Origin of the sequence: Pimelobacter simplex, assembly GCF_024662235.1 — a bacterium.
Lineage (GTDB): Bacteria > Actinomycetota > Actinomycetes > Propionibacteriales > Nocardioidaceae > Nocardioides.
The window spans coordinates 487,939-507,275 of sequence record NZ_CP096276.1; the positions used below are offsets into that span (position 1 = coordinate 487,939).

At 69.6% G+C, this 19,337-nt stretch carries 20 protein-coding genes; 19 read left to right on the forward strand and 1 reads right to left on the reverse strand.

The genetic code is table 11. The annotated features are described in order from the left end of the window. Window positions 1–325: 325 nt before the first annotated feature. Window positions 326–637: a winged helix-turn-helix domain-containing protein gene (locus M0M48_RS02255; RefSeq protein ID WP_257754230.1), complete on the reverse strand. Its 312-nt coding sequence runs from the start codon at window positions 635–637 to the stop codon at window positions 326–328. Window positions 638–1,269: 632 nt separating this feature from the next. On the opposite strand from M0M48_RS02255, the gene M0M48_RS02260 reads away from it, so the two are divergent. From M0M48_RS02260 to M0M48_RS02350, 19 genes are all read left to right on the forward strand, one after another. Then, on the forward strand, window positions 1,270–2,154 hold the full coding sequence (locus M0M48_RS02260; RefSeq protein WP_257754231.1) for a hypothetical protein: 885 nt from the start codon (window positions 1,270–1,272) through the stop codon (window positions 2,152–2,154). 254 nt (window positions 2,155–2,408) lie between these two features. Further along, a complete protein-coding gene (locus M0M48_RS02265; protein WP_257754232.1) occupies window positions 2,409–3,059 on the forward strand; it encodes a hypothetical protein in 651 nt (216 codons plus the stop codon). A gap of 23 nt (window positions 3,060–3,082) precedes the next feature. Continuing rightward, window positions 3,083–3,838 carry an SAF domain-containing protein gene (locus M0M48_RS02270; protein WP_257754233.1) on the forward strand — a complete coding sequence of 252 codons (756 nt, stop codon included), beginning with the start codon at window positions 3,083–3,085 and terminating at the stop codon, window positions 3,836–3,838. 14 nt (window positions 3,839–3,852) lie between these two features. After that, window positions 3,853–4,596, forward strand: a complete 744-nt coding sequence (locus M0M48_RS02275; RefSeq protein ID WP_257754234.1) for a hypothetical protein — start codon at window positions 3,853–3,855, stop codon at window positions 4,594–4,596. Next, entirely contained in the window at window positions 4,596–5,891 is a 1,296-nt protein-coding gene (locus M0M48_RS02280; protein WP_257754235.1) for a CpaF family protein, read from the forward strand. Before M0M48_RS02275 ends, M0M48_RS02280 begins: the two co-directional genes overlap by 1 nt. Window positions 5,892–5,895: 4 nt before the next feature. Continuing rightward, window positions 5,896–6,807: a type II secretion system F family protein gene (locus M0M48_RS02285; RefSeq protein WP_257754236.1), complete on the forward strand. Its 912-nt coding sequence runs from the start codon at window positions 5,896–5,898 to the stop codon at window positions 6,805–6,807. Then, on the forward strand, window positions 6,804–7,715 hold the full coding sequence (locus M0M48_RS02290) for a type II secretion system F family protein (protein ID WP_257754237.1): 912 nt from the start codon (window positions 6,804–6,806) through the stop codon (window positions 7,713–7,715). Before M0M48_RS02285 ends, M0M48_RS02290 begins: the two co-directional genes overlap by 4 nt. Before the next feature lie 70 nt (window positions 7,716–7,785). Next, window positions 7,786–7,953, forward strand: coding sequence for a hypothetical protein (locus M0M48_RS02295; protein ID WP_257754238.1), 168 nt, complete (start codon window positions 7,786–7,788; stop codon window positions 7,951–7,953). A gap of 16 nt (window positions 7,954–7,969) precedes the next feature. Next, window positions 7,970–8,365 carry a pilus assembly protein gene (locus M0M48_RS02300; protein WP_257759343.1) on the forward strand — a complete coding sequence of 132 codons (396 nt, stop codon included), beginning with the start codon at window positions 7,970–7,972 and terminating at the stop codon, window positions 8,363–8,365. Further along, window positions 8,365–8,799: a TadE family protein gene (locus M0M48_RS02305; RefSeq protein ID WP_257759294.1), complete on the forward strand. Its 435-nt coding sequence runs from the start codon at window positions 8,365–8,367 to the stop codon at window positions 8,797–8,799. The genes M0M48_RS02300 and M0M48_RS02305 overlap by 1 nt, the downstream gene beginning before the upstream one ends. Then, complete coding sequence (locus tag M0M48_RS02310) at window positions 8,796–9,272, forward strand: pilus assembly protein TadG-related protein (protein ID WP_257754241.1); 477 nt, start codon at window positions 8,796–8,798, stop codon at window positions 9,270–9,272. Before M0M48_RS02305 ends, M0M48_RS02310 begins: the two co-directional genes overlap by 4 nt. 76 nt (window positions 9,273–9,348) lie before the next feature. Next, window positions 9,349–12,519 (forward strand): LysM peptidoglycan-binding domain-containing protein, encoded by a 3,171-nt coding sequence (locus tag M0M48_RS02315; RefSeq protein WP_257754242.1) that lies wholly within the window; start codon window positions 9,349–9,351, stop codon window positions 12,517–12,519. 364 nt (window positions 12,520–12,883) lie between these two features. Next, window positions 12,884–13,657, forward strand: a complete 774-nt coding sequence (locus tag M0M48_RS02320; RefSeq protein ID WP_257754243.1) for a hypothetical protein — start codon at window positions 12,884–12,886, stop codon at window positions 13,655–13,657. 77 nt (window positions 13,658–13,734) lie between these two features. Then, complete coding sequence (locus M0M48_RS02325) at window positions 13,735–13,983, forward strand: hypothetical protein (RefSeq protein ID WP_257754244.1); 249 nt, start codon at window positions 13,735–13,737, stop codon at window positions 13,981–13,983. Next, window positions 13,980–14,942: a hypothetical protein gene (locus M0M48_RS02330; RefSeq protein ID WP_257754245.1), complete on the forward strand. Its 963-nt coding sequence runs from the start codon at window positions 13,980–13,982 to the stop codon at window positions 14,940–14,942. The genes M0M48_RS02325 and M0M48_RS02330 overlap by 4 nt, the downstream gene beginning before the upstream one ends. A 14-nt stretch (window positions 14,943–14,956) precedes the next feature. After that, complete coding sequence (locus M0M48_RS02335; RefSeq protein ID WP_257754246.1) at window positions 14,957–15,289, forward strand: hypothetical protein; 333 nt, start codon at window positions 14,957–14,959, stop codon at window positions 15,287–15,289. Between the two features lies 1 nt (window position 15,290). Further along, window positions 15,291–16,121, forward strand: a complete 831-nt coding sequence (locus M0M48_RS02340; protein ID WP_257754247.1) for a hypothetical protein — start codon at window positions 15,291–15,293, stop codon at window positions 16,119–16,121. Next, the gene (locus M0M48_RS02345; RefSeq protein WP_257754248.1) at window positions 16,118–17,536 is read left to right on the forward strand and encodes a type IV secretion system protein; all 1,419 of its coding nucleotides are present in this window, start codon (window positions 16,118–16,120) and stop codon (window positions 17,534–17,536) included. Before M0M48_RS02340 ends, M0M48_RS02345 begins: the two co-directional genes overlap by 4 nt. Beyond that, window positions 17,533–19,062, forward strand: coding sequence for an SCO6880 family protein (locus M0M48_RS02350; protein WP_257754249.1), 1,530 nt, complete (start codon window positions 17,533–17,535; stop codon window positions 19,060–19,062). Before M0M48_RS02345 ends, M0M48_RS02350 begins: the two co-directional genes overlap by 4 nt. The last annotated feature ends 275 nt before the right edge of the window (window positions 19,063–19,337 follow it).

Below are 19,337 nucleotides of genomic sequence, written 5' to 3' on the forward strand. Positions count from 1 at the left end.
GCGACGGCCCGGAGGCGAACCTGTTGAGGGTGAGGCTTGCGACAGTACTGACGCCGCGGCGGCGTCGCGTTGGAGCACGATCCCGTGATTCGCCTCGTTTTAATGCTCGACGCCGTCCGCGACCGCCAGCCGGTCGGTGGCCAAGATGTACGCAATTTGCGCGTCCGGGCAACCATCGTCGTCGCTCTCCGAGGTGGTGAGCCCCGGGCGCGCGGGGGTGTCACCCTCCCGGCGGGCGCTCCCAGCTCTGGGTGGTTTACGAGCAAGTTGCCGAGGTGCACGTACCGGCCGCTCGGCTGCACACCCTCTACGCCGCCGCTGGCTCCTACTCGTCCTCAGCGGAGTCGTGGGAGTTGCGGCCGGTGACGTAGTCGACCCAGCGTCGGCCAACTTCCTCGGCTCGCTGGTGGTTTGTCTTCCAGAGCACGAAGCGCCCGCGGCCGGGGCCTCGGTCATCTTGCGGTCGGTCCGCGTTGACTAACCCGAGCTCCTCGAGGATGGCGAGGTGTCGGCGGATGGTGGTGACGTCCCCGCCAGTGGCTTCGGCGAGGTCGCTGGCGGTCATTGCTGTGTCCGCGATCAGGCTGAGGATCTCTGTGCGCAGGCGGTTGCCGATCGCGTCGATGATGGCCGCCACCTCCCGTGACATTCGCGGTGGTGATGGGAGGCTTGGCATGGCCGCATTTTGCCCCACGCCACGACCCACTAAATGATGGTGTTACTGCACGTTTTCGGTCATACTCAGCTAACGTCCGGCAACGCTTCGAAAGCGGGAACAGCAAGGCGCGCCGGCGGCGGACGGGCTTGACGGCGCCCGGACAATGAGTTGCCTCCCCCGATCGGGCGGGAGGGGAAGGACGCGGTCGTGGCGATGCGTCAGCAGTTCAAAGCACCAGGGGCCGGGATGCCCCTGGCGGTTCACGATGTGCTCAGGATTCCTCTCCCCGGGGCCTCGCGTGCTGCTGTCCTGCCCCTGCGCCGGACTCCGCTCTCGACACCCAGCTCGGGGCGCAGATCCGTAACCCCGATCGCTGCGCCGTCCGCGCCGAGTGACGCACCCCTAGCCACCAGTCGTGCGGACTTTCCGCGGCCGGATGTCCGATTTCCGGCGTCCGTTGTTGCCTTCACCTGTTGGAGCGCATGCGGAAGGAGGCGACCCATGGACCGGAGTCGGTGTGACATGAACTCGGACGCGACGCGCGGCATGAGGAGGGATCGATCTGAGCGACCGGCATCAACGCCCGGCGAGCACGGGCGGAGCGGGACCACTTGCGCGCCGACGACCTGGATTCCGCATGCTGCGACCGCGACGCCGAGCGAATTTGCCACAACGACACGACGTGCGGCGCGCCATCCGCGGGCCATACACCCCTCGCCGGCGTCTGTGTCCGCCAGTCTGGCGCGGGCCGTCGGGCAACCAGAGCAGGATCCGGTGGCGCTCGCATCGTTGAGAAGTTGTGCCGGGCGGAAGCACTACGCTCTGGCAAGCACAAGATCTCACTCGGGGAGGCCTTGCCCGTGATTCGTCGTCCGCTCGTCACAGCCACCATCTTGGCCGCCCTCACACTCGGCCTCACCGCATGCGGTGACGACGACGCTCCCGACCCGATCCCCAGAGCCGAGCCGAGCAGTACCTCCAGTGCGCCGACCGAGCCGACCAAGCCAACGGAGACTGCAACGACGCCGGCCTGGGAAGCCGACTACACACCCAAGCAGATCCGTGCGTACGAGGCCGCGCTCCAGCGGTTCGAATCCTATGAGCAGAGGTCCGAACCAATCTGGGCCGACGGCGCGGCAACGCCGGCGGCCGAAGCCGTCTTCAAGGACTACTTCCCTAGCCCCCAGTGGCAGTTCCTTCTCCGGCGACTCGAGGACTACGAGCAAGTCGAGGTGAGAAGCGAGGGAACGGCCCACGTCTATTGGACGCGCGCCAAGTCGATCACCGGTGACGGTCTCAACGTCGAGATCGAGCAGTGCGTCGACTACACGTCGATCACGAACACCCAACGCGGGAAAACGATCGAACCCGATCCTTGGGCTACGCACCCCCGGCTCCGCGTGATCAGGTTGTCCAAGCCCGAGGGATACGACTGGCTGATCTACCAACTCAGCGATGCGACGAGTGAGCCGAGGCCTCAACGATGCGATCGCTGAGAACAGCCCTTGCCTGTGCCGTGACTTCCGCATGCCTGGCGTTCCTACCGATCCAATCCGCCGACGCCGACGGCAGCGGATGCCCCGACGGCGAAACGCCGGCTCCAGGCCCAGGCGGCGGCACCATCTGTGTCCCGGCACAGGACCCGGGAAGCCCGGCGGATCCGGGTGGCCCCGGTGACAACAACGGCGGCGCCAGCACGTGCCCTTCCGCTCCTGACAGCCAATGCACAGACGGGAACGGCGGGGTTTGGATGAATCCGCCCGGCGCCTACTGCTACGGACCCACCGAACCTCCGCCGCCCGCGAGCGATCCTGCTTGGGGAAACCACGACCCAACGGCGGGAAGCATCTACCAGTGCCCCGGCCCTCCGATCACCTATATCTTCGTCGGCAACGGCCAGGCGCCACTGCCGGATCCGCGCGTGCTAGCGCAGCGGGCATTGGATCAGCTGGACCTAGCGGTGCCGGCGATTCACATCGCGCCGGATCCGCCGCTGGCGACGTACGTCGGGCTCGAGACCTGGCTGTGGCTGCCCGAAGCACAATGGGACTCGCTGTCGCTGACGGTGACCGCCGGCGCTACGTCGGTGACGGTAACTGCGGCTCCCGTGCGTGTGGACTGGGGCCTGACTGAGGGCTCAACGTCGTGCAGTTCAGTTGGACGGCCCTGGGTTCGTGGGATGTCGTCGAACGCGCAGACCGACTGTTCTTACACGTTCTCGACGCTGTCGGACGGGCAGCCCGATGGGAAGTACGACGTGAGCGCGACCATCACCTACTCCGCGACTTGGACCTGCTCTGGTGCATGCCTCATCGACAACGGGGATCTCGGAGAGGTGCCGAGTCTGACAAGCAACGACGCGATCGAGGTCGACGAGCGACAGTCGGTCGTCGTCCAGTAGTAGCCGTACGGGAGGGAACTCGGGTGACCACCACGACGAACAGCGACAGCCGCAGCGAAAGCGGGCGTCAGCAGCAGGCGCAGAGCTTGCTGTCAGGTCAGCGCAAGGCAGCGACCGGGCCGCTGCGACCTCGCGAGCGGTCGATGGGCCTGGTGATCCTGGGGGCGCTGTTGGTGATTGGCTGCGGCCTGGGTGTTGCTGCTTGGGGCCTGAGGGCCGGTGACAAGACCTCGGTGCTCGCGGTCGGGGCGCCGATCGCGAAGGGTCACGTACTCGAGCGTGGAGATCTGGTGTCGGTGTCGGTCTCCGGGGTCGACGATGCGATCCCTGTCGAGAACGTCGACCAGGTCGTCGGGAAGGCGGCCACTGTCGACATAGTCGAGGGCGAGGTGCTCACCGAGGCGATGGTCACCAGCTCTCCGGTGCCGGGGGAGGGGAAGGCGGTGATCGGGCTTGCTCTCGAACCGACCCGGGTCCCCGGTGCAGGTCTGCAGCCGGGTGACCACGTCGATGTCATCGCGGTCCCTTCCGGTGACGGCGCTCCAGTCGGTGGCAAGGATGCCGACGCTGCGCTCGACGCGCCGGAGGTGTTGGCGACCGCAGCCGAGGTCTATGAGGTTGGCGGTGACGCGGTGGCCGGGTCGCAGGTGCTGCTGACGCTGATCGTCGACGAGGGCGATGCCAGTCGCGTTGCGGCGTACTCGACGCAGAACCGGGTCGCGGTCGTCGAGATCGCTCTCACCCCCGACTGGACGGGGGGAGTGACCTCGTCGTGTTGATCGCAATCGCTTCTATGAAGGGCTCGCCCGGGGTTACCTCCACGGCGCTCGCGCTGGCCGCGGTGTGGCCGCGCCAGGTGGTGCTGCTCGAGGCTGATCCGGCCGGTGGCGATCTGGCGTACCGGTGCAAGGCCGCGTACGGCGGTCTCCTGTACACCGACCGGGGGGTCCTGACGCTGGCCGCGGCGATGCGTGACGGGCTGGCGGACCCGGACGCGATCGCGGCGCAGGCCCAGTTGCTCGCCTGCGGGGTGAACGTGATCCCGGGCGTGGCGTCGGTTGCTCAGGCCCGCGGTGTTGGCCAGCTGTGGTCGACGATCGCTGAGGCATGTCAGGCCGCCGACGTCGACGTGATCGCCGACCTCGGACGACTCGACCGGGCCAGCACCGTGATGCCGCTCGCGAAGGCCGCTGAGGTGTTCCTGCCGGTCGTGGCCACGACCTTCGATTCGGTCATGCACCTCAACGAGGGGCTGCAGGACCTCGTTTCGGCACTCGTCACCGACGGGCGTGCGCGGATCGTGCCGCTGCTGGTCGGTCGCGACGAATACGCAGGCAGCGACCTGGCCGAGCTCGACCGCGTCCTCGGGACTCACGGGCTGCCGATCTCGCCGGCGATGCCGATCCCCGCCGACCCGCGCACCCTCGACCGCGTCCAGGAGGGCGAGAAGGCCACCGGTCGTCTCTCGCGCACCCTGCTGCTACGTGGCGCGCGTGCGGTCGCCCAGACCATCCTCCAGCCGGCAGGAGTGCTGTGATGCGCGTCGATCCCGCACTGCTTCGCCAGGTCCACAAGGAAGTAGGCGAGAGACTCCAGCGCACGCAACGTGAGCGCCGCCAAACCGGCCAGCCGCCACTGAGCGGCCAGCACGAGCAGCAGTACGCGCGCAAGCTGATAGCCGACGTCGTCCGCGAGCAAGCCGAGAAGCGCCTCGCGCTGGGCGAGTCGCCGCTCGATACCGACGTCGAGCAGGAACTCGTCGACGGCGTCCACGCCCGCATGTACGGCGCCGGTCGCCTCCAGGCCCTCCTGAACGACGAATCGATCGAGAACATCGACATCAACGCCTGCGACGAGGTCTGGATCACCCGGGCCAACAGCGCGAGGCACGAACCGGGCGACCCGATCGCCAGCAGCGACGAGGAGCTCATCGAGCTCATCCAGACCCTGGCGTCCTACGCCGGTCTCAACTCCCGACCCTGGGATGCCGCCAACCCGCAACTGGACCTCAAGCTCCCCGACGGCTCCCGCCTCTCCGCGGTCATGGGCGTCGCCACGCGGCCCTCGATCAGCATCCGACGGCAACGCTACGACAAGCCGACACTGGAGGACCTCCTCGGCAACGACACCCTGACCGAGGAGCACGTCGACTTCCTCCGAGCCCTGGTCAAGGCCCGCTTCAACGTGATGATCGCCGGTGGCACCCGCGCCGGGAAGACCACCCTGCTCAAGGCCATGGCCTCCGAGATCGACCCCGAAGAGCGGATCATCACCATCGAGAAGACCCTCGAGCTGGCGCTGCGCGCGGACCGAGCGCGGCACCCCAACTGCGTGGAGTTCGAGGAGCGCGTCGCCAACTCCGAAGGCCAGGGCGGGGTCACCATGTCCGACCTCGTGCGCCGGACCCTGCGGCAGAACCCCGACCGGGTCATCGTCGGGGAGACCCTCGGCCCGGAGATCATCGACCTGCTCAACGCGATGGGCCAGGGCAACGACGGCTCGTTCTCCACGATCCACGCCCGGACCGCCCGCGAGGTCTTCACCAGGATCGCGACCTACGCCATCGAGTCCGAGGCCAAGCTGCCCACCGAGGCCTCCTACCGGCTCATCGCCGGCGGCCTCGACTTCGTCGTCTACATCAGCCGCCACCCGGTGACCGGGAAGCGGCGACTCGACTCGATCCTCGAGGTGAACGGGTACGACGAGGGCGTTGCGCTCGCCTCGGAGATCTTCCAGATCGGCGAGAGCGAGAAGGCCGACTTCACCGGCAGCCTGCCGCAGCGGCTCCCACAGCTCAAGGCGGCCGGCTGGGCGCCCCCGGGGAGCTGGTGACGGTATGTCCCCGACCACACTGACCGGACTGTTCCTCGGGCTCGCCTTCGGCGGGAGCCTCGTGTTCCTGGGGGCGGCCTGGATGGGGTGGCGGCCTACCCTGTCGACCACGCCGTCGGGCCGGCCGCGCCGCGGCGCGATGTTGTGGGGCACCGCCGCACGTCGGCGCGCGGCGATCGGGATTGGCGTCGGCCTGGTGGTGGCGATCGCGACCAGGTGGCCGGTGGCAGCGATCGCGGCCGCGGCACTGATCTACCTGTGGCCGACAATGTTCGGCGGCCACAAGACCGCTGTCGGGCACGTCGAGCGGCTCGAGGCGCTGGCGGTGTGGACCGAATCGCTGCGGGACACGATCGCGGGCGCGATCGGGCTCGAGCAGGCGATCCGGTCGACCACCGCGACCGCGCCGCCGATCCTGCGCCCGGCATTGGAGCGGCTCGAGGGTCGGATGAACGTGCAGACCCCGCTACCGGAAGCGCTTGCAGAGTTCGCCGAGGAGTTCGAGGACGCCTCGGCCGACCTGGTCGTCGCCGCGCTCATCCTGAACTCGCGGCTGCGCGGGAAGGGGCTCGGCAAGACGTTGAGCGAGCTCGCGACCTCGGCCCGCGAGGAGATCGAAATGCGCCGCCGGGTCGAGGAGAACCGCAAGGCACTGCGCCGGGTGGCCACCATCATCCTGATCTCCACCGGCGCGTTCGCACTCGGTGTCGCCGTCCTCTCCCGCGAGTACGTCGCGCCCTACTCCACCGTGCTCGGCCAGTTCGTGCTGGCCCTGGTGCTCGCCATCTTCGCAGCCGGCCTCGTGTGGATCCGCGCCGCGGCACAGGCCCGCCCGCCCGCCAGATTTTTGGTCGGGGTCGGCGAGGTCGGCGATGCGCTGCAGGTGCCGATGTCGATCGGAGGCGCTCGGCGATGACGACCGGTCTGGTGCTCGGCTGCCTGTTCGGCGCCGCGGTGTGCCTGCTGATCTACGCCCTGGTGCCACCGCGGCCGCAACTCGCCACTTCGCTTCGTCGTTGGGAGCGGCAGCGCGCCCAGCGAGCCGCCGGCGGCCAGGTCGAGGCTGTGGGGTTCGACCTGGGGTCCCAGCAGCGTCGGCTCGGACGGTGGCTGGTCACCCAGCTGATCCGGCATGGGATCACGATGACCAAGCTGCGCGGCAACCTCGAGCTCACCGAGACCAGTCTCGAGGCCCACCTGGTTCGCAAGTGCGGCTACGGGCTGTTCGGACTGCTGTTCCCGACGGTCGTCGTGACGCTGCTCTACGCGACGGCTGGGATCACGCTCGGGTTCACCGTCCCCGCGGTGGCTGGGATTGTGTTCGGCGCCATCTTGTTCTGGCTGCCCGACCTGTCCGCGGCCCAAGCTGCCGAAGGGCGACGGCACGATCTGCGGCGGGCGCTGGCGTGCTACCTAGACCTGGTGTCGATGTCGCTGGCCGGCGGCCGTGGCATTCCCGAGGCGCTCCCGACGTGTGCGCGGATTGGGTCGGGGTGGGCGTTCGAGCTGATCCGCGACACGATCGACGAGGCCCGCTATGTCGGCGCGACGCCGTGGCGGGCTCTCGGCGAGCTGGGGGAGCGCACCGGGCTGCAGGAGCTCGCGGACCTAGGGGCCGCGCTCACGCTGGTGGCCGACGATGGCTCCAAGGTTCAGGCCTCGCTCTCGGCGCGTGCCGCGACCCAGCGGCGTCGACAGCTCGCCGAGGACGAGGGTTCGGCCGGCAAGTCCGATCAGACCATCCAGCTCGCCCAGGTCGTGCTCGCGATCGGGTTCTTCATCTTCATCGGATTTCCGGCGCTGTACGCGGTGCTGGCGATCTGACGCAACCACCAACACAAAGAGAGGAGTGGTTCGGATGTTGTTTCTCGAGATTCTCGTGGTTCGTGCCTGGATGGGATCGGCGATCACGCAGGTCAAGGCGACCCGCGCCGAGCGAGGTGCTGTCGAGCTGGGCACCGTGGTGGTGCTCGGCGCGATCATCGTCGGCGGCGCGATCGTGATCGGCGGGATCCTGATCAACAAGTTCAAGGGATCCGCCGAGGGCATCCCCACCCCCTGAGCCCATGGATTGGGTCATGTCGCGGAGTCGAGACGATCGAGGCGCGGTCTCGCTCGGCCAGATGGTCGTGATCGCGCCCGCGCTGCTGTTCGGCCTGATGCTCATCGTACAGGCCGGGCTGTACTTCCATGCCCGCAACGTCGCCGAGCAGGCAGCCCAGGAAGGCGCGGCCGAGGCCCGTGCCTTCGACGGCGACGAGGCGAGCGCCAAACAACGGGCAATGACCTTCCTCGGTGCGCTCGGAGATCGGGCACTGACCGACCGCAACGTCGAGGTCGACCGCGGCGCAGAGACCGCGACCGTGACCGTCTCGGGTGACGTGATCTCGCTGGTGCCGGGGGTGTCCTGGAGCGTTTCGGAGTCGGCCTCCGGGCCCGTTGAACGGTATGTGCCACCCACGGGTGGTCAGTGATGATCCCGCGGATCAGCCGGCTGACTGCGCCTCGTGGGGAGCGGGGGACAGCGGCCTTAGAGATGGTCGTGGTCGCGCCGGTGCTGATCGTGATCCTGCTGTTCGTCGTCGGACTCGGCCGCATGGCCCACGCCGACCAACAGGTCCAGGCCGGCGCCGCGGACGCCGCCCGGGCCGCCTCGCTCGAGCGGAACACCGGCGCGTCAGATGCGGCCGCGCGGCAGGCCGCCCGCGACTCGCTCGGCCAGGCCGGTATCAGCTGCACGAACCTAGACGTCTCGGTCAACCTCGGCGGCTACGAGCCCGGCGGCCAGCTGAGTGTGACCGTGAGATGCACTGCGGACCTCAGCTCGGTCGCTCTGGCGGGCTTCCCAGGCAGCAGGGTCTTCACCGCAACCTCCACTGTCCCGATCGAGACGTGGAGAGCCGAGTGAGCGCGAAGATGCTGGTGGCCACCAGGTTCGCGTTGGCCGCTGTCGCAGCGGTCTTGAAGGGGCGACGGTGCAAAGCACGTGGTCAGCGTGGTGCGGCGTCAACCGGGATGGTGGTCATCCTCGGCGTCGCCCTGCTGGTCGTCGGCGGGCTGGTTATCGACGGCGGCTACACCCTCGGCGCTCGACGGGAGGCGATGAACCAGGCCGAGCAGGCCGCCCGGGCCGGTTCGGATGCATTGAATGAGGGGTCGCTGCGGGACGGCGTGGTGCGCGTCGACCCGGGCCGGGCGATCTCGGCCGCAAACGCCTACCTGGCGCGGGTGGATGCTCACGGGAGCGTGTCGGTGAACGGCGACGAGGTCACGGTCACGGTGACCTCGAGGCAGGACACCAAGATCCTCTCGATCGTCGGCGTGGGGTCCCTGCCCGTCGAGGCGACCGCCTCAGCAGTCTCGATCGCCGAGAACGACTAACCGAAGGCCGTCACACATCGCGCGATTGGTGGACTTCCCCAAGTAGAGGTCCTGGCGCGCGAAGAAGGGAAGACATATGAAGGTGATCAAGGCGCTGGCCGCCGTCGTGGTGCTTCTGGCGGTGGTCGTCGGGCCACCGTGGGCGCTGATCACGTTCATCGGGAACCCCTGGCCGACCGAGGGTGTCTCGCTCACCGCGCCTCTCACCGACGGTGCCATCGTCGGCCTGCTCGCCGTCGTGGTGTGGGTGCTGTGGCTGCAGCTGCTCGCGTGCATCGCGACCGAGGCGATCGCAGCCGTCACCGACGACCGGGTCCAGCTGCGGGCGCCGTTGACGCTGGGTGTGCAGCAGCAGTTCGCGCGGCGTCTGGTGACGGCGGTGGTCGTGGCCGCGATCCCGGCGTCGGTCGCGGTGGGCGGCGTGGCCGCGATGACCGCCCCGGGGCCCTCGGCGGCCGGTCAGGTGGTGCAGGCTGCTGAGCAGAATGGGCACGACCTTCCTGCGCAGCCGGTGGTGACGACGGAGAAGAAGGACAGGCCGGTCAAGACCATCACCGTTCCGGTGAAGCGGCTCGACACGCTGTGGGACATCGCGGATCGGGTGCTGGGCGATGGGGACCGGTGGCCGGAGATCGCGGTCCTGAACGAGGGCCGCGAGATGAACGACGGCGCGGTGTTCACCTCGGCCGATCAGATCCGACCCGGGTGGGAACTCGTGGTGCCCGCCCAGGGCCGCGAGACATCCCAGATAGTCGCGGAGATCGTGACGGTCGACCCCGGCGACACCCTGTCGGAGATCGCTCTCGAGCAGCTGGGCGATGCGGATCGATACCCCGAGATCTACGAGGCCTCGACAGCTATCACGCAACCCGGGGGCCAGCACCTGGTCGACCCCGACGTGATCGACGTCGGCTGGAGGCTCAACATTCCCGCCGAAACGCCGGCACGCGTCGATCATCAACAGCACAAAGTGCCACACACCGCTCCGCGCGAAGTTCGACCCGACCCAGTTGTGAACGAGGCACACGACGACAACGCGAGCCTGGACCTCGTGCCGTCCGAACGGCACGACCCACCACCCACGCCCACGTCACCGCCAGTCGGCGCCGACTCAGACGGCGAGAGGGCCGGGGGCACCGCAGTCGATGCACAAGACGACGAGGACGGCGTGACGGCACCCAGCGCGTTGCTGGCCACCGCGACCTGCCTGTCCTTCGGTGCGCTCGGCCTGTTGGCGCTCAACCGTCGCCGCCAGTTCCGCAACCGCCGGATCGGCCGGACGATCGCTGCCACCCCCGCCGAGCTCACCGATGTCGAGCAGGCGATCGTCGAACACGGCCATGCGGCCCAGAAGGATGTCGAGTTCCTCGACCGCGCACTGCGGCATGTCGCCGCGTCCTGCAGGATGCAGCGAAGCTCGCTGCCTCAGCTTGGCGCCGCAATGATGGGTGAGGACGACCTGACGCTGCTGTTCACCCAGCCCGCTGTCGGCGAGGTTCCGGAGGGCTGGACGGCCACTGACGATGCTCGGGCGTGGATGTTGCCGCGCGAGGTGCTCCTCGAGCCCGACCTGGGGGCCCAGCCGGCGCCCTATCCGGCGCTGGTGAGCATCGGGGACGACGAGGGCGGCCGCACCTGGCACATCGACCTCGAGGCTCTGGGAGTGTGCGGGATCGGGGGACCGCCGGAGCAGGTCGCTGGCCTGGCCCGTTTCTGGGTGGCAGAGCTCGCCGTGAACGCCTGGGCGCAGGGTTGCGAGGTGCTCTTGGCCGGACAGTTCGGCGCCGAGATGATCGGTCTCAACCCGGCCCGGCTGCGGCAGGTCGAGCGTGGCGAGGCGCTGGCCCGCGCCGCGGCCGTGGCTGCCACGATGGAGGAGGTCGCGGAGAACCTCGATGCCGACGTCCTGACCCGTCGCCGCGACGGGTTGGTGCTGGACAGCACCAACCCGGTGGTGGTCGTGGTGGATTCCCGGCCCGGCGCCGAGGTCGTCGCCGGCCACCAGGACCGGGAGCGGTCCCGAGTGGTGGTCGTGCACGGCGAGGAGGAGGCGCCGACCATCGAGCTGCGAGGCGATGGGACCGCCTACCTGCCGATGTGGGGGATCAGCCTCAAGGCGTTCTCGATGGCGGCTGAACAGGCCGCCCCGATCGCGGAGGTGCTGGCGGCAACCCGCAACCTCGCCGACGAGCCGATGCCGAACACGGCCTCCGACGGGGGGCCGCTGGGCGGATACGCCCGGGCCGACGGGTCGCTGCGTGAGGAATACACCGAGCCGCGCCACACCGAGGGGGGTGACCGGTCCTCGATCCTGCCCGCGGCCGACGAGGTATACCTGACGGTCGCGGCGACCACGGCCGACGACCTCGCAGCCTCCGCACGGAGCGTCCCGGAGACGACCCGAGCCGAAGTCGCCGCACTCGACCCGACGCTGGATCAGGACCTCGCCGACTGGTTCGACGACTCCTCGCCGCGGCCGAAGATCCACCTGCTCGGCCCGGTCGAGCTGCGGGCGTTGAACGGCGGCGACCCCAAGGCGATCGCCAGCACCGGCGTCACGGTCTCCTTCATCGCCTACCTGGCCGTCCAGGACCGCGGGGTCACCGGCGAGCGGGCCATGGCGGCGTTCGGATGGAAGACGACCGGGACCGTGCAGAACCGCGCTACCGACGCCCGCTTCCTGCTCGGTACCCGCCCCGACGGCACCGACTGGCTGCCAGAGGCCGGTACGAGCGATGCGGCCCGCCGGGGGACCACCCCGACCTACGACCTGGTTCGTGGACCCGGCGGGGTGCTGAACAACGCAGACCTGTTCCTGCGGCTGCGACACCGAGCCGAGCGGCGCGGTGACACCGGCGGGTGCGAGGAGGACCTGGCGGCCGCGCTGTCACTGGTCACGGGCGCGCCCTTCGAGGGCGCGACCGACCGGCGGTTCCGGTGGCTCTTCCAGGGTCAGCGACACGACCATGTCCTGGCCGCGGCGATCGAGGACACCGCCCACCTGCTCGCCACCCGGGCGGTGACCAGCGGGCGCACTGACCTGGTCCGGTTGGCCTGTGAGGCGGCTCGGAAGGCCAGCCCGCACAGTGACGTCGCTTGGCTCGATCTGGCTGCTGCCGCCGAGGCTGAGTCGGGTCGTGCCGCCGCCGACGAGCTGCTCCGCGACCATGTGGTCGACCGGTTCGACGAGGATCTTCCGCCCCGCACCGAGACCGTCCTCGATCAGCGGGACTGGGCAGCCGGGTAACGCCGACCAGCGGGTCCCCAGAGCGCGGGTTCGGCCGATCAGTTTCAGGTTTCTCTGCAGCGGTCTGGTGAGCGGCGCACCCCCTGTGACCTGGGGGTTTGTATTCTTGGTGAGCGGTTTGGTGAGCGGCGGCCGACCCGTGTGAGCCGGTGGTGACCGGTTTGGTGAGCGAGGTGGTGAGGGGGCGGTTCTGCCATGGGCGCGTCCTGATCGCGTCTGCTCTCGGAGGACCGCCATGTCGGCCAGTCACCCCACCCATCAAGTCACCACCCACCAAGTCGCCATCCGCGCCGCGTCCCACATCCCGGGGCCTGGCCAGTCCTGGCGGGAGGGCCAGCATCAGCGGCGCCAGGCTCAAAGCGCCTTGGCCACCTCGGTCACCAGCAGTCTGGAACGGTCGGGGAGGTGGGCGCAGTGGCAGCAGATGGAGTCCCGGCTGGCCGGTTTCGCCGACCTCGAGGCGGCGCGCGAAGGATGGCGTCGCCGCGACGAGCGGTGCTACCAGGTGGTCGCCGGACTAACCGCCCTTGGGTCTCGCCGCGGGGGCGATGACGACGACGCCGCCCTCGCCGTGGCCGTACTGCTCGAGGACGGCGTGAACCGGGTAGCGCGGATGCTGAGCGACGTGTGCGTGATCGACGACGTCACCGCAACGGTGTGGGAGGAGGTCAAAGGAGCCGAGCCGCAACTGGGCCGCCACGCAGCCACCTACCTGTTGCGGCGCGCCCGGCAGCGTCTCAGCCGCCCGGCCGCCGGCATGGTCTCCCGGATAGACACGACCTCCCTTGACGCATGGCTCGACAACGGCTGGGCCTCTACTCCAAGACCCCGAGAACGTGCATCAGACAGCCAGACGGACCGCAACCTCCTCATCGCAGTCCCCGAGATCGAGGACCCTGTCGAAGATCTGGCCGACTTGCTGACTTGGGCGCGCGAGGTCGGCGTGATCGCCACCGAAGAGGTCGACCTGCTTGTCGAGCTTGTCACTGCGGAAGGCGACGGCATGGCGCAAGAAGAAGCGCAGCGAGTCGTGGGTGAGCGCCATGGCCTCGCGATGCGGACGATCCGACGTCGTCGCGACCGCATCGCCGCGCGGCTGCGCGACGCTGTCCCGAAGTACTTGGCGGCGATCGCCTGAACATCTCGGCCAGCATTCTGGACGGACTTTGCCGCGCCCTGTCCGATCCGGGCTGGGCACGGTTGCTGTTCCTAGGCATGGACGATCAGGCACCCATCGGAGTCAGGTTCTGTGAGCCGACCCCCGACGTCGTCGCACAGCTGCTGGACGTGGTGGCCGCCCACAGCGTCGACCACGCGCTGTGCGACATCGAGCAGATGCTCGCCCGCCTGCGCGCCGACGCCGAACACGCCGCGCAGGCACGAGAGGTGCTCCGCAACACCCCCGCCGCGGTCTTGCGTGAAGCGCTGCGGCTCCGGGCCGCACGGATCGGGGCAGCCCGATGAGCACCCGCACCCCGCCGCGCTACTCCACCCGCGAACTGCAGGCCGCGGCCGCCGCCCTGGCCGCCGGTCGGTTCACCACCGCGACCGCGCGGGCCGAGGCCACGGCGCCAATCGACGACCTGCACGCGCGCCCGATCAGCGACTCCGTCGACAGCACCACCGCCACCGCCGCCTCCGCCCCTGCATCTGCCGGCGGCGGTCACGGAGTCGGCGCCGCCGGCGCGCACCGTCCGATCGACACGGCGACCGTGCCGAGCATGGGAGCGCCGCTGGTGCGCGTGCGGCCCGCCAACGCGGGCGCAGGCGCCTCGACGATCGCCCTCGCTCTCGCCGACGTCGCCGACGTCGCCGGCATCCGCACGAGGGTGCTCGATGCCGCCGCCCCGGCCTGGTCAGGACTGCTCGGCGCCACCGTCACCGAACTCGGCGCCGCCCAGGGCTGGCGCCGCGGCCGCCGCGGCGACGGCGTGCTGATCGACCGCGTCGCAAACGCTGTCCGTGTCCCCGCCGAGGTGCCCACCCCGCGGCCGGTCGACGGCGTCGACCTGACCGTCCTGGACGCCGGCTGGTCGATGCGCGAGCTCCTCGCCTGCCCGGCCAGTGCCTGGGTCGCCACGACACCAGCCGACGCGGAGATCCTGGTCACCCGGCCGCACGGTCTCGCGCTAAGCCAGACCGAGGCTTCACTGGCGGACCTCGAGCACCAGCTCGCCGCCGACCAGGTCGTGGTCGTCGTGGTCGGTGCCGGCCGCTGGAGCGACCGCGAGTTCTCGACCGCCGGCCGGCTGCTGCGCACCGCCCACCGGCAGGAAGCCGTGCTGTTCGCGCCGCTGCTGCCCACCAAGGCCCTACGGGGCCTGGGTCCCGGCCCGCTGCCCAAGCAGCTCACCAACCCCTCCCACCGCCTGCTGGATCGAATCACCACCATCACCGGCCCGCTGGCGACGAACCGCACTTGAAGAAGGAGAGACAGATGATCATCCACGCGATCGCCGAGGTCGCCACGCAGATGCTGGCGGCTTCGGGCAATGTCGGGGCGGAGGGCGTCGGCGACGTCTGCGCCCAGGCACCGACTGGCGTCGCGCCGTACGTCAACGACGTGCTCGGCTGGGTCAAGTACGGCGTCATCGCCATCATCATCGGCGCCGGTTTCGCCTCGACCGGAGCGCTGATCGTGGGCAAGTTCGGCCAGATGAGCCGTGCCGCACAAATGGGCGCCTCGGGACTGCTCTGGACCGTGATCGGCGCGATCGCGTTCGTCACCATCTACGCGATCCTCAACGGCATCGTCGGGGACGGCTGCTGACATGTTCGGCCGGCCCCGCCACCTGTACCTGACCCGGTTGGCCGACCCCTACACGGACTGGACCCGGATGCGGCTTCAGGTCCTGCTGGGGGCCGCCGTGGTCGTCGTTCTCGCCCTGGTGGCGGGCGGAGTGTGGTCGGTGGTCAGCATCTTCACCGGCTCCTCCTCGCCAGGAAACGCCGGTTCCGAGCCAGCACAGTCCGCCGAAGACCAGCTCGCCAACGAAGCGCTGCCGACGGCGCCGTTGGAGGCCGCACAGCCCGGCACCCTGTCGTCGGGCGAGACGGGGACACTCGAGATCCCGGCACCGAGGGAGGTGGGGAAGGTCGGTGTGGCGACCGGGTTCCCGCACACGCCCGAGGGCGCCCTGGCGCAGCTGGCCGCGATCGACAGCACGGCACTCAGTTCCGCCTCGGTGCGAGTCGCCCAAGGCGTCATCACCCGGTGGGCAGTGCCCGGCGGTCCGACGGCCGAGAGCTGGTCGGGCGTCCAGGGGCTGGCCGGACTCCTGGAGTCGGCCGGCCTGTCCTCGGAGGCGCAGAACACGATCACGATCGGCGTCGAACCGAAGATGGGGTTCATCAAGGGCACGGTCGGCGACGACTTCGTCATCCCGTGCATCGACTTCATCATCACCGCCACCACGACCACGACTGCGGCGGCGGGTCAGTCGCAGCAGGTCGCGGCCGCCGACTGCCAACGCATGGTGTGGCAGGACGGCCGGTGGCTGATCGGCGCGGGTGAGGAGCCCGCACCGGCGCCGTCGCTGTGGCCCGGGTCCCAGGCCTCCTTCGACGCTGGCTACCAGTGGCTGGAGGTCCCCCAGCAATGAGCACAGTCATGAATACACACACGATCGCGGGCACCGTCCCCATGGTCGATCTCAACCCCTTGCACTGGCTGGGGGACCAGGCCCAGGAAACCCTGGCCGACGGGTTCACCTCGATGATGATGGCGATCTGGTCCGGTGCCATGTGGCTGCTCACGACCTCGTTCGGACTGATCGACGGGTTCACCCCAAACGTCGCCGACCCCGACCTGGCCACGCTGTACTCGGTCACCTTGTGGATCGCCCTGGTGATCGCCCTGGTGATGGCGTTCGGCCAGATCGGGCTCGCGGTCATCCGCCAAGATGGCCGCGGCTTCGGCACGCTGGCTGCCGGGGTGGTCCAGTACGGCGTCGTCCTGTCCTGCTGGATCACCGTGAGCGCAGGCCTCATCGCCGGCGCCTCAGGACTGACCAAAGGCATCTTGGACACCCTGCTCGGCGTCGACAGCTTCTCCGGCTACGCGGCCGGCGACGGGTTCGTCGACACCGTCTCCGGCACAACGCAAGCAGCCACCCTCGGGCTCTGCGCGCTGTTCATCCTGATCCCGGCCGCCTTCGGTCACATGGTGATCATGCTGGTGCGCTCGGCGGCCCTGCTGATCCTGACCGCCACCATGCCGATCGCCGCAGCAGGTGCGCTGTCGGAGGGCACGAAGTCGTGGATGTGGAAGTCCATCCGCTGGTTCCTGGCCTGTGTGCTGATCGAGCCACTCCTGGCCCTGGTGATCGGTATGGGAACCCAGTTCGCCTGGGCCGGCATGCCCGACAACCAGACCGGTGACGGCTCCTTCATCCGGGACATCACCTCGAGCGCGAACAACGTCGGCCTGTCGGTCGTCGGAGCGGTCATCATGCTGGTGGCCTGCTTCATGCCACTGGTGCTGTTCCGGCTGCTCGCCTTCGTCGACCCCGGCACCGCTTCGGGCGCCTCGTTCCGCTCCACGATGGACGCCAACGGCGGCGTCGCCGGACTGGTGAAAGGCCAGCGCGCTGGCGGCAGTGGCCTGACGTCCGGGTCTGGTGCCGCCAGCGAGACCGCGTCGGACGGGCGCACGACCTCGGAGAACGGCGCTGAGGCTGAGACCGCAAACCGCTTCCAGTCCTCGGGGTTGAAGAAGTTCGGCGGCGGTGTCGGCGGCAAGGTCGGCGGCCTCGTCGGCGGTGCGATGGAGAAGACCGGGAAGGTCGCCCAGACCGGCGCCGCGATGAGCGTTGACGTGCTCGGCCAGACCGGCGTCGGCAACCAGGGCTACTACCCCACCGACCACACCCCCGAGCAGAAGCGGCACGGCCAGCACAGGGAGGGGCAGCACGGGCAGAAGTTCCGACCGGTCAACGACGCCAACGGCGCCGGCGTCGCCAACGACATTCCCCCCGAGGCCCAGGCCGCCGTTGAGGACGGAGCGTTCCTCGTATGAGCGTCTACGGGGTATCCGCGACCCGTGACCGGGAGGCCTGGCTCTTCGGGCTCACCGGCCCGCAGTTCTTCCTGGTTCTGGCCGCCGGGTTGCCGACCTGGATGGCGATCGCTATCGGGCAGTGGCTCGCGCTGCTCGGCACGATCCCCGCCTGGGCCGCGGTCGGACTGCTGATCTGCCTGCCGATCCGAGGCCACTCGGCCTTCGAGTGGATCGGCGTCGTGTTCCGGCACCTGGCCGGACAAGCGTTCGGCTGGTCCCGGTTCCAGTCCAAGGCCGCCGCGGGCGACCTCGACCTCGGCGACGATGAGGACGACGGCGACGCTGGCGAGGCGGACCTCCCAGGCATCCTGTCCGGCATCCAGATCCACGACGGTCCGCCGATGACCGGGCAGACCGCACGCCCGGCAATCATCCAGAACCACGCGGCCCGCACCTGGGCGGCCACCGCACGGGTCGTCCACCCCGGCATCGGGATGAGCGACGACGCCGACCGGTTCCGCATGGGCGCTGGGCTGACGGAGATGATGGAGGCCGCCACCGCCGGCAACCAGATCGACCTGATCGTGGTGCAGGTCCGCACCATCCCCGACGACGGCACCGAGCGCGAGGAGTGGGTGCGCCGTAACGCGCGCCCCGGCGAGCCGGAGGTATCGGCGAGGGTGAACGCCCAGTTGGAGGCGATGACCTCCGGCGCGGCGGTGCGCCGGGAGGCGTTCGTGACCGTGGTGGTTCGGGAGGAGGTCATCAACAAGGACGCCAAGCGCGCCGGGCGCGGTGTGATCGGCCGGGCGCGCATCTTGTACTCGGTGCTGGCCGAGGTCGAGGCCCGGCTGACCGGCTCGATCGGCTGCACGCGGGTGACCTGGCTCGACAGCTCCGAGCTCGCCGTGGCGATCCGCACCGGGTTCGAGCCCGGCGATGCGTCCGCGCTCGCGGACGCGGCGATCCACCACCGTGAGGACCCGTCGATCGCGGCCGGGGTGCCGCTGGGCGCAGCCGGTCCGACCACCGCGTCGACCGCGCTGCGGTCCTACCGGCACGGGGAGTGGGAGTCGATCTCCTCCACGATCCTGCTGCCCCGCAAGGGTGCCCGGATGGGTGCGCTGGCGCGCGTGCTGGTTCCCTCCCAGCCAGGCGAGCGGCGCGCCCTGACGGTGTTCTACCGGCCGGTCTCCCAGCAGGCAGCCGACCGGGCCACCGGCCGGGCGCAGATGTCGGCGGTGATGGCTGGCACGGTTCGTGAGAAGGCCGGCAAGGTCGAGCGGGCCAAGGACCGCCAGTCGGTCGGCAAGCTGCACGAGCGAGACGAGAAGCTCGAGATGGGCCGGTCGCTGGTCAAGGTGTCCTCCGCGGTCTCGATCACAGTTCCGGCCGGCTGGAACGCCCAAGACTTCGGCCGCCGCCTCGACGCCTCGATCCGCATCAGCGGCTTCACCCCACTCCCTCTGGACGGGGCCCACGACGCGGCCTTCGCCGTGTCCGCGATCCCGCTGGGGGCAGGCCTGTCGAAGAAGCGCCGCTAACCCGAGAAGCGCGCAGACCGGCCAGGCCTGAGACAGCCCGGTCGTCAGATGTCCGAACTGGCGGCCGGGCTGTTGCTTCTCCGGACATGGAGCATCAACCCGACCCGATGAAGGAACCGCCTGCGACGCGATCGAGGAACTGCTCGGGCCGCAGCCAACAGCCGCCGCTGGTCAGCCGCCCGCGCGAACTGGCGACCACACCGACAGCGCCCTCACCGAGGCCGTCGAGCACCACCGCGGGGGAGTGGTGAGCATGGCGGCGACGAAGACCCGTT

Bases quoted from the DNA above. Each gene is read 5' to 3' on its own strand.
- M0M48_RS02265 (WP_257754232.1), top strand. From the start codon at position 2,409: ATGAATCCGCCCGGCGCCTACTGCTACGGACCCACCGAACCTCCGCCG.
- M0M48_RS02275 (WP_257754234.1), top strand. From the start codon at position 3,853: ATGAAGGGCTCGCCCGGGGTTACCTCCACGGCGCTCGCGCTGGCCGCG.
- M0M48_RS02280 (WP_257754235.1), top strand. From the start codon at position 4,596: ATGCGCGTCGATCCCGCACTGCTTCGCCAGGTCCACAAGGAAGTAGGC.
- M0M48_RS02285 (WP_257754236.1), top strand. From the start codon at position 5,896: ATGTCCCCGACCACACTGACCGGACTGTTCCTCGGGCTCGCCTTCGGC.
- M0M48_RS02290 (WP_257754237.1), top strand. From the start codon at position 6,804: ATGACGACCGGTCTGGTGCTCGGCTGCCTGTTCGGCGCCGCGGTGTGC.
- M0M48_RS02295 (WP_257754238.1), top strand. From the start codon at position 7,786: ATGGGATCGGCGATCACGCAGGTCAAGGCGACCCGCGCCGAGCGAGGT.
- M0M48_RS02300 (WP_257759343.1), top strand. From the start codon at position 7,970: ATGTCGCGGAGTCGAGACGATCGAGGCGCGGTCTCGCTCGGCCAGATG.
- M0M48_RS02305 (WP_257759294.1), top strand. From the start codon at position 8,365: ATGATCCCGCGGATCAGCCGGCTGACTGCGCCTCGTGGGGAGCGGGGG.
- M0M48_RS02315 (WP_257754242.1), top strand. From the start codon at position 9,349: ATGAAGGTGATCAAGGCGCTGGCCGCCGTCGTGGTGCTTCTGGCGGTG.
- M0M48_RS02325 (WP_257754244.1), top strand. From the start codon at position 13,735: ATGGACGATCAGGCACCCATCGGAGTCAGGTTCTGTGAGCCGACCCCC.
- M0M48_RS02330 (WP_257754245.1), top strand. From the start codon at position 13,980: ATGAGCACCCGCACCCCGCCGCGCTACTCCACCCGCGAACTGCAGGCC.
- M0M48_RS02335 (WP_257754246.1), top strand. From the start codon at position 14,957: ATGATCATCCACGCGATCGCCGAGGTCGCCACGCAGATGCTGGCGGCT.
- M0M48_RS02340 (WP_257754247.1), top strand. From the start codon at position 15,291: ATGTTCGGCCGGCCCCGCCACCTGTACCTGACCCGGTTGGCCGACCCC.
- M0M48_RS02345 (WP_257754248.1), top strand. From the start codon at position 16,118: ATGAGCACAGTCATGAATACACACACGATCGCGGGCACCGTCCCCATG.
- M0M48_RS02350 (WP_257754249.1), top strand. From the start codon at position 17,533: ATGAGCGTCTACGGGGTATCCGCGACCCGTGACCGGGAGGCCTGGCTC.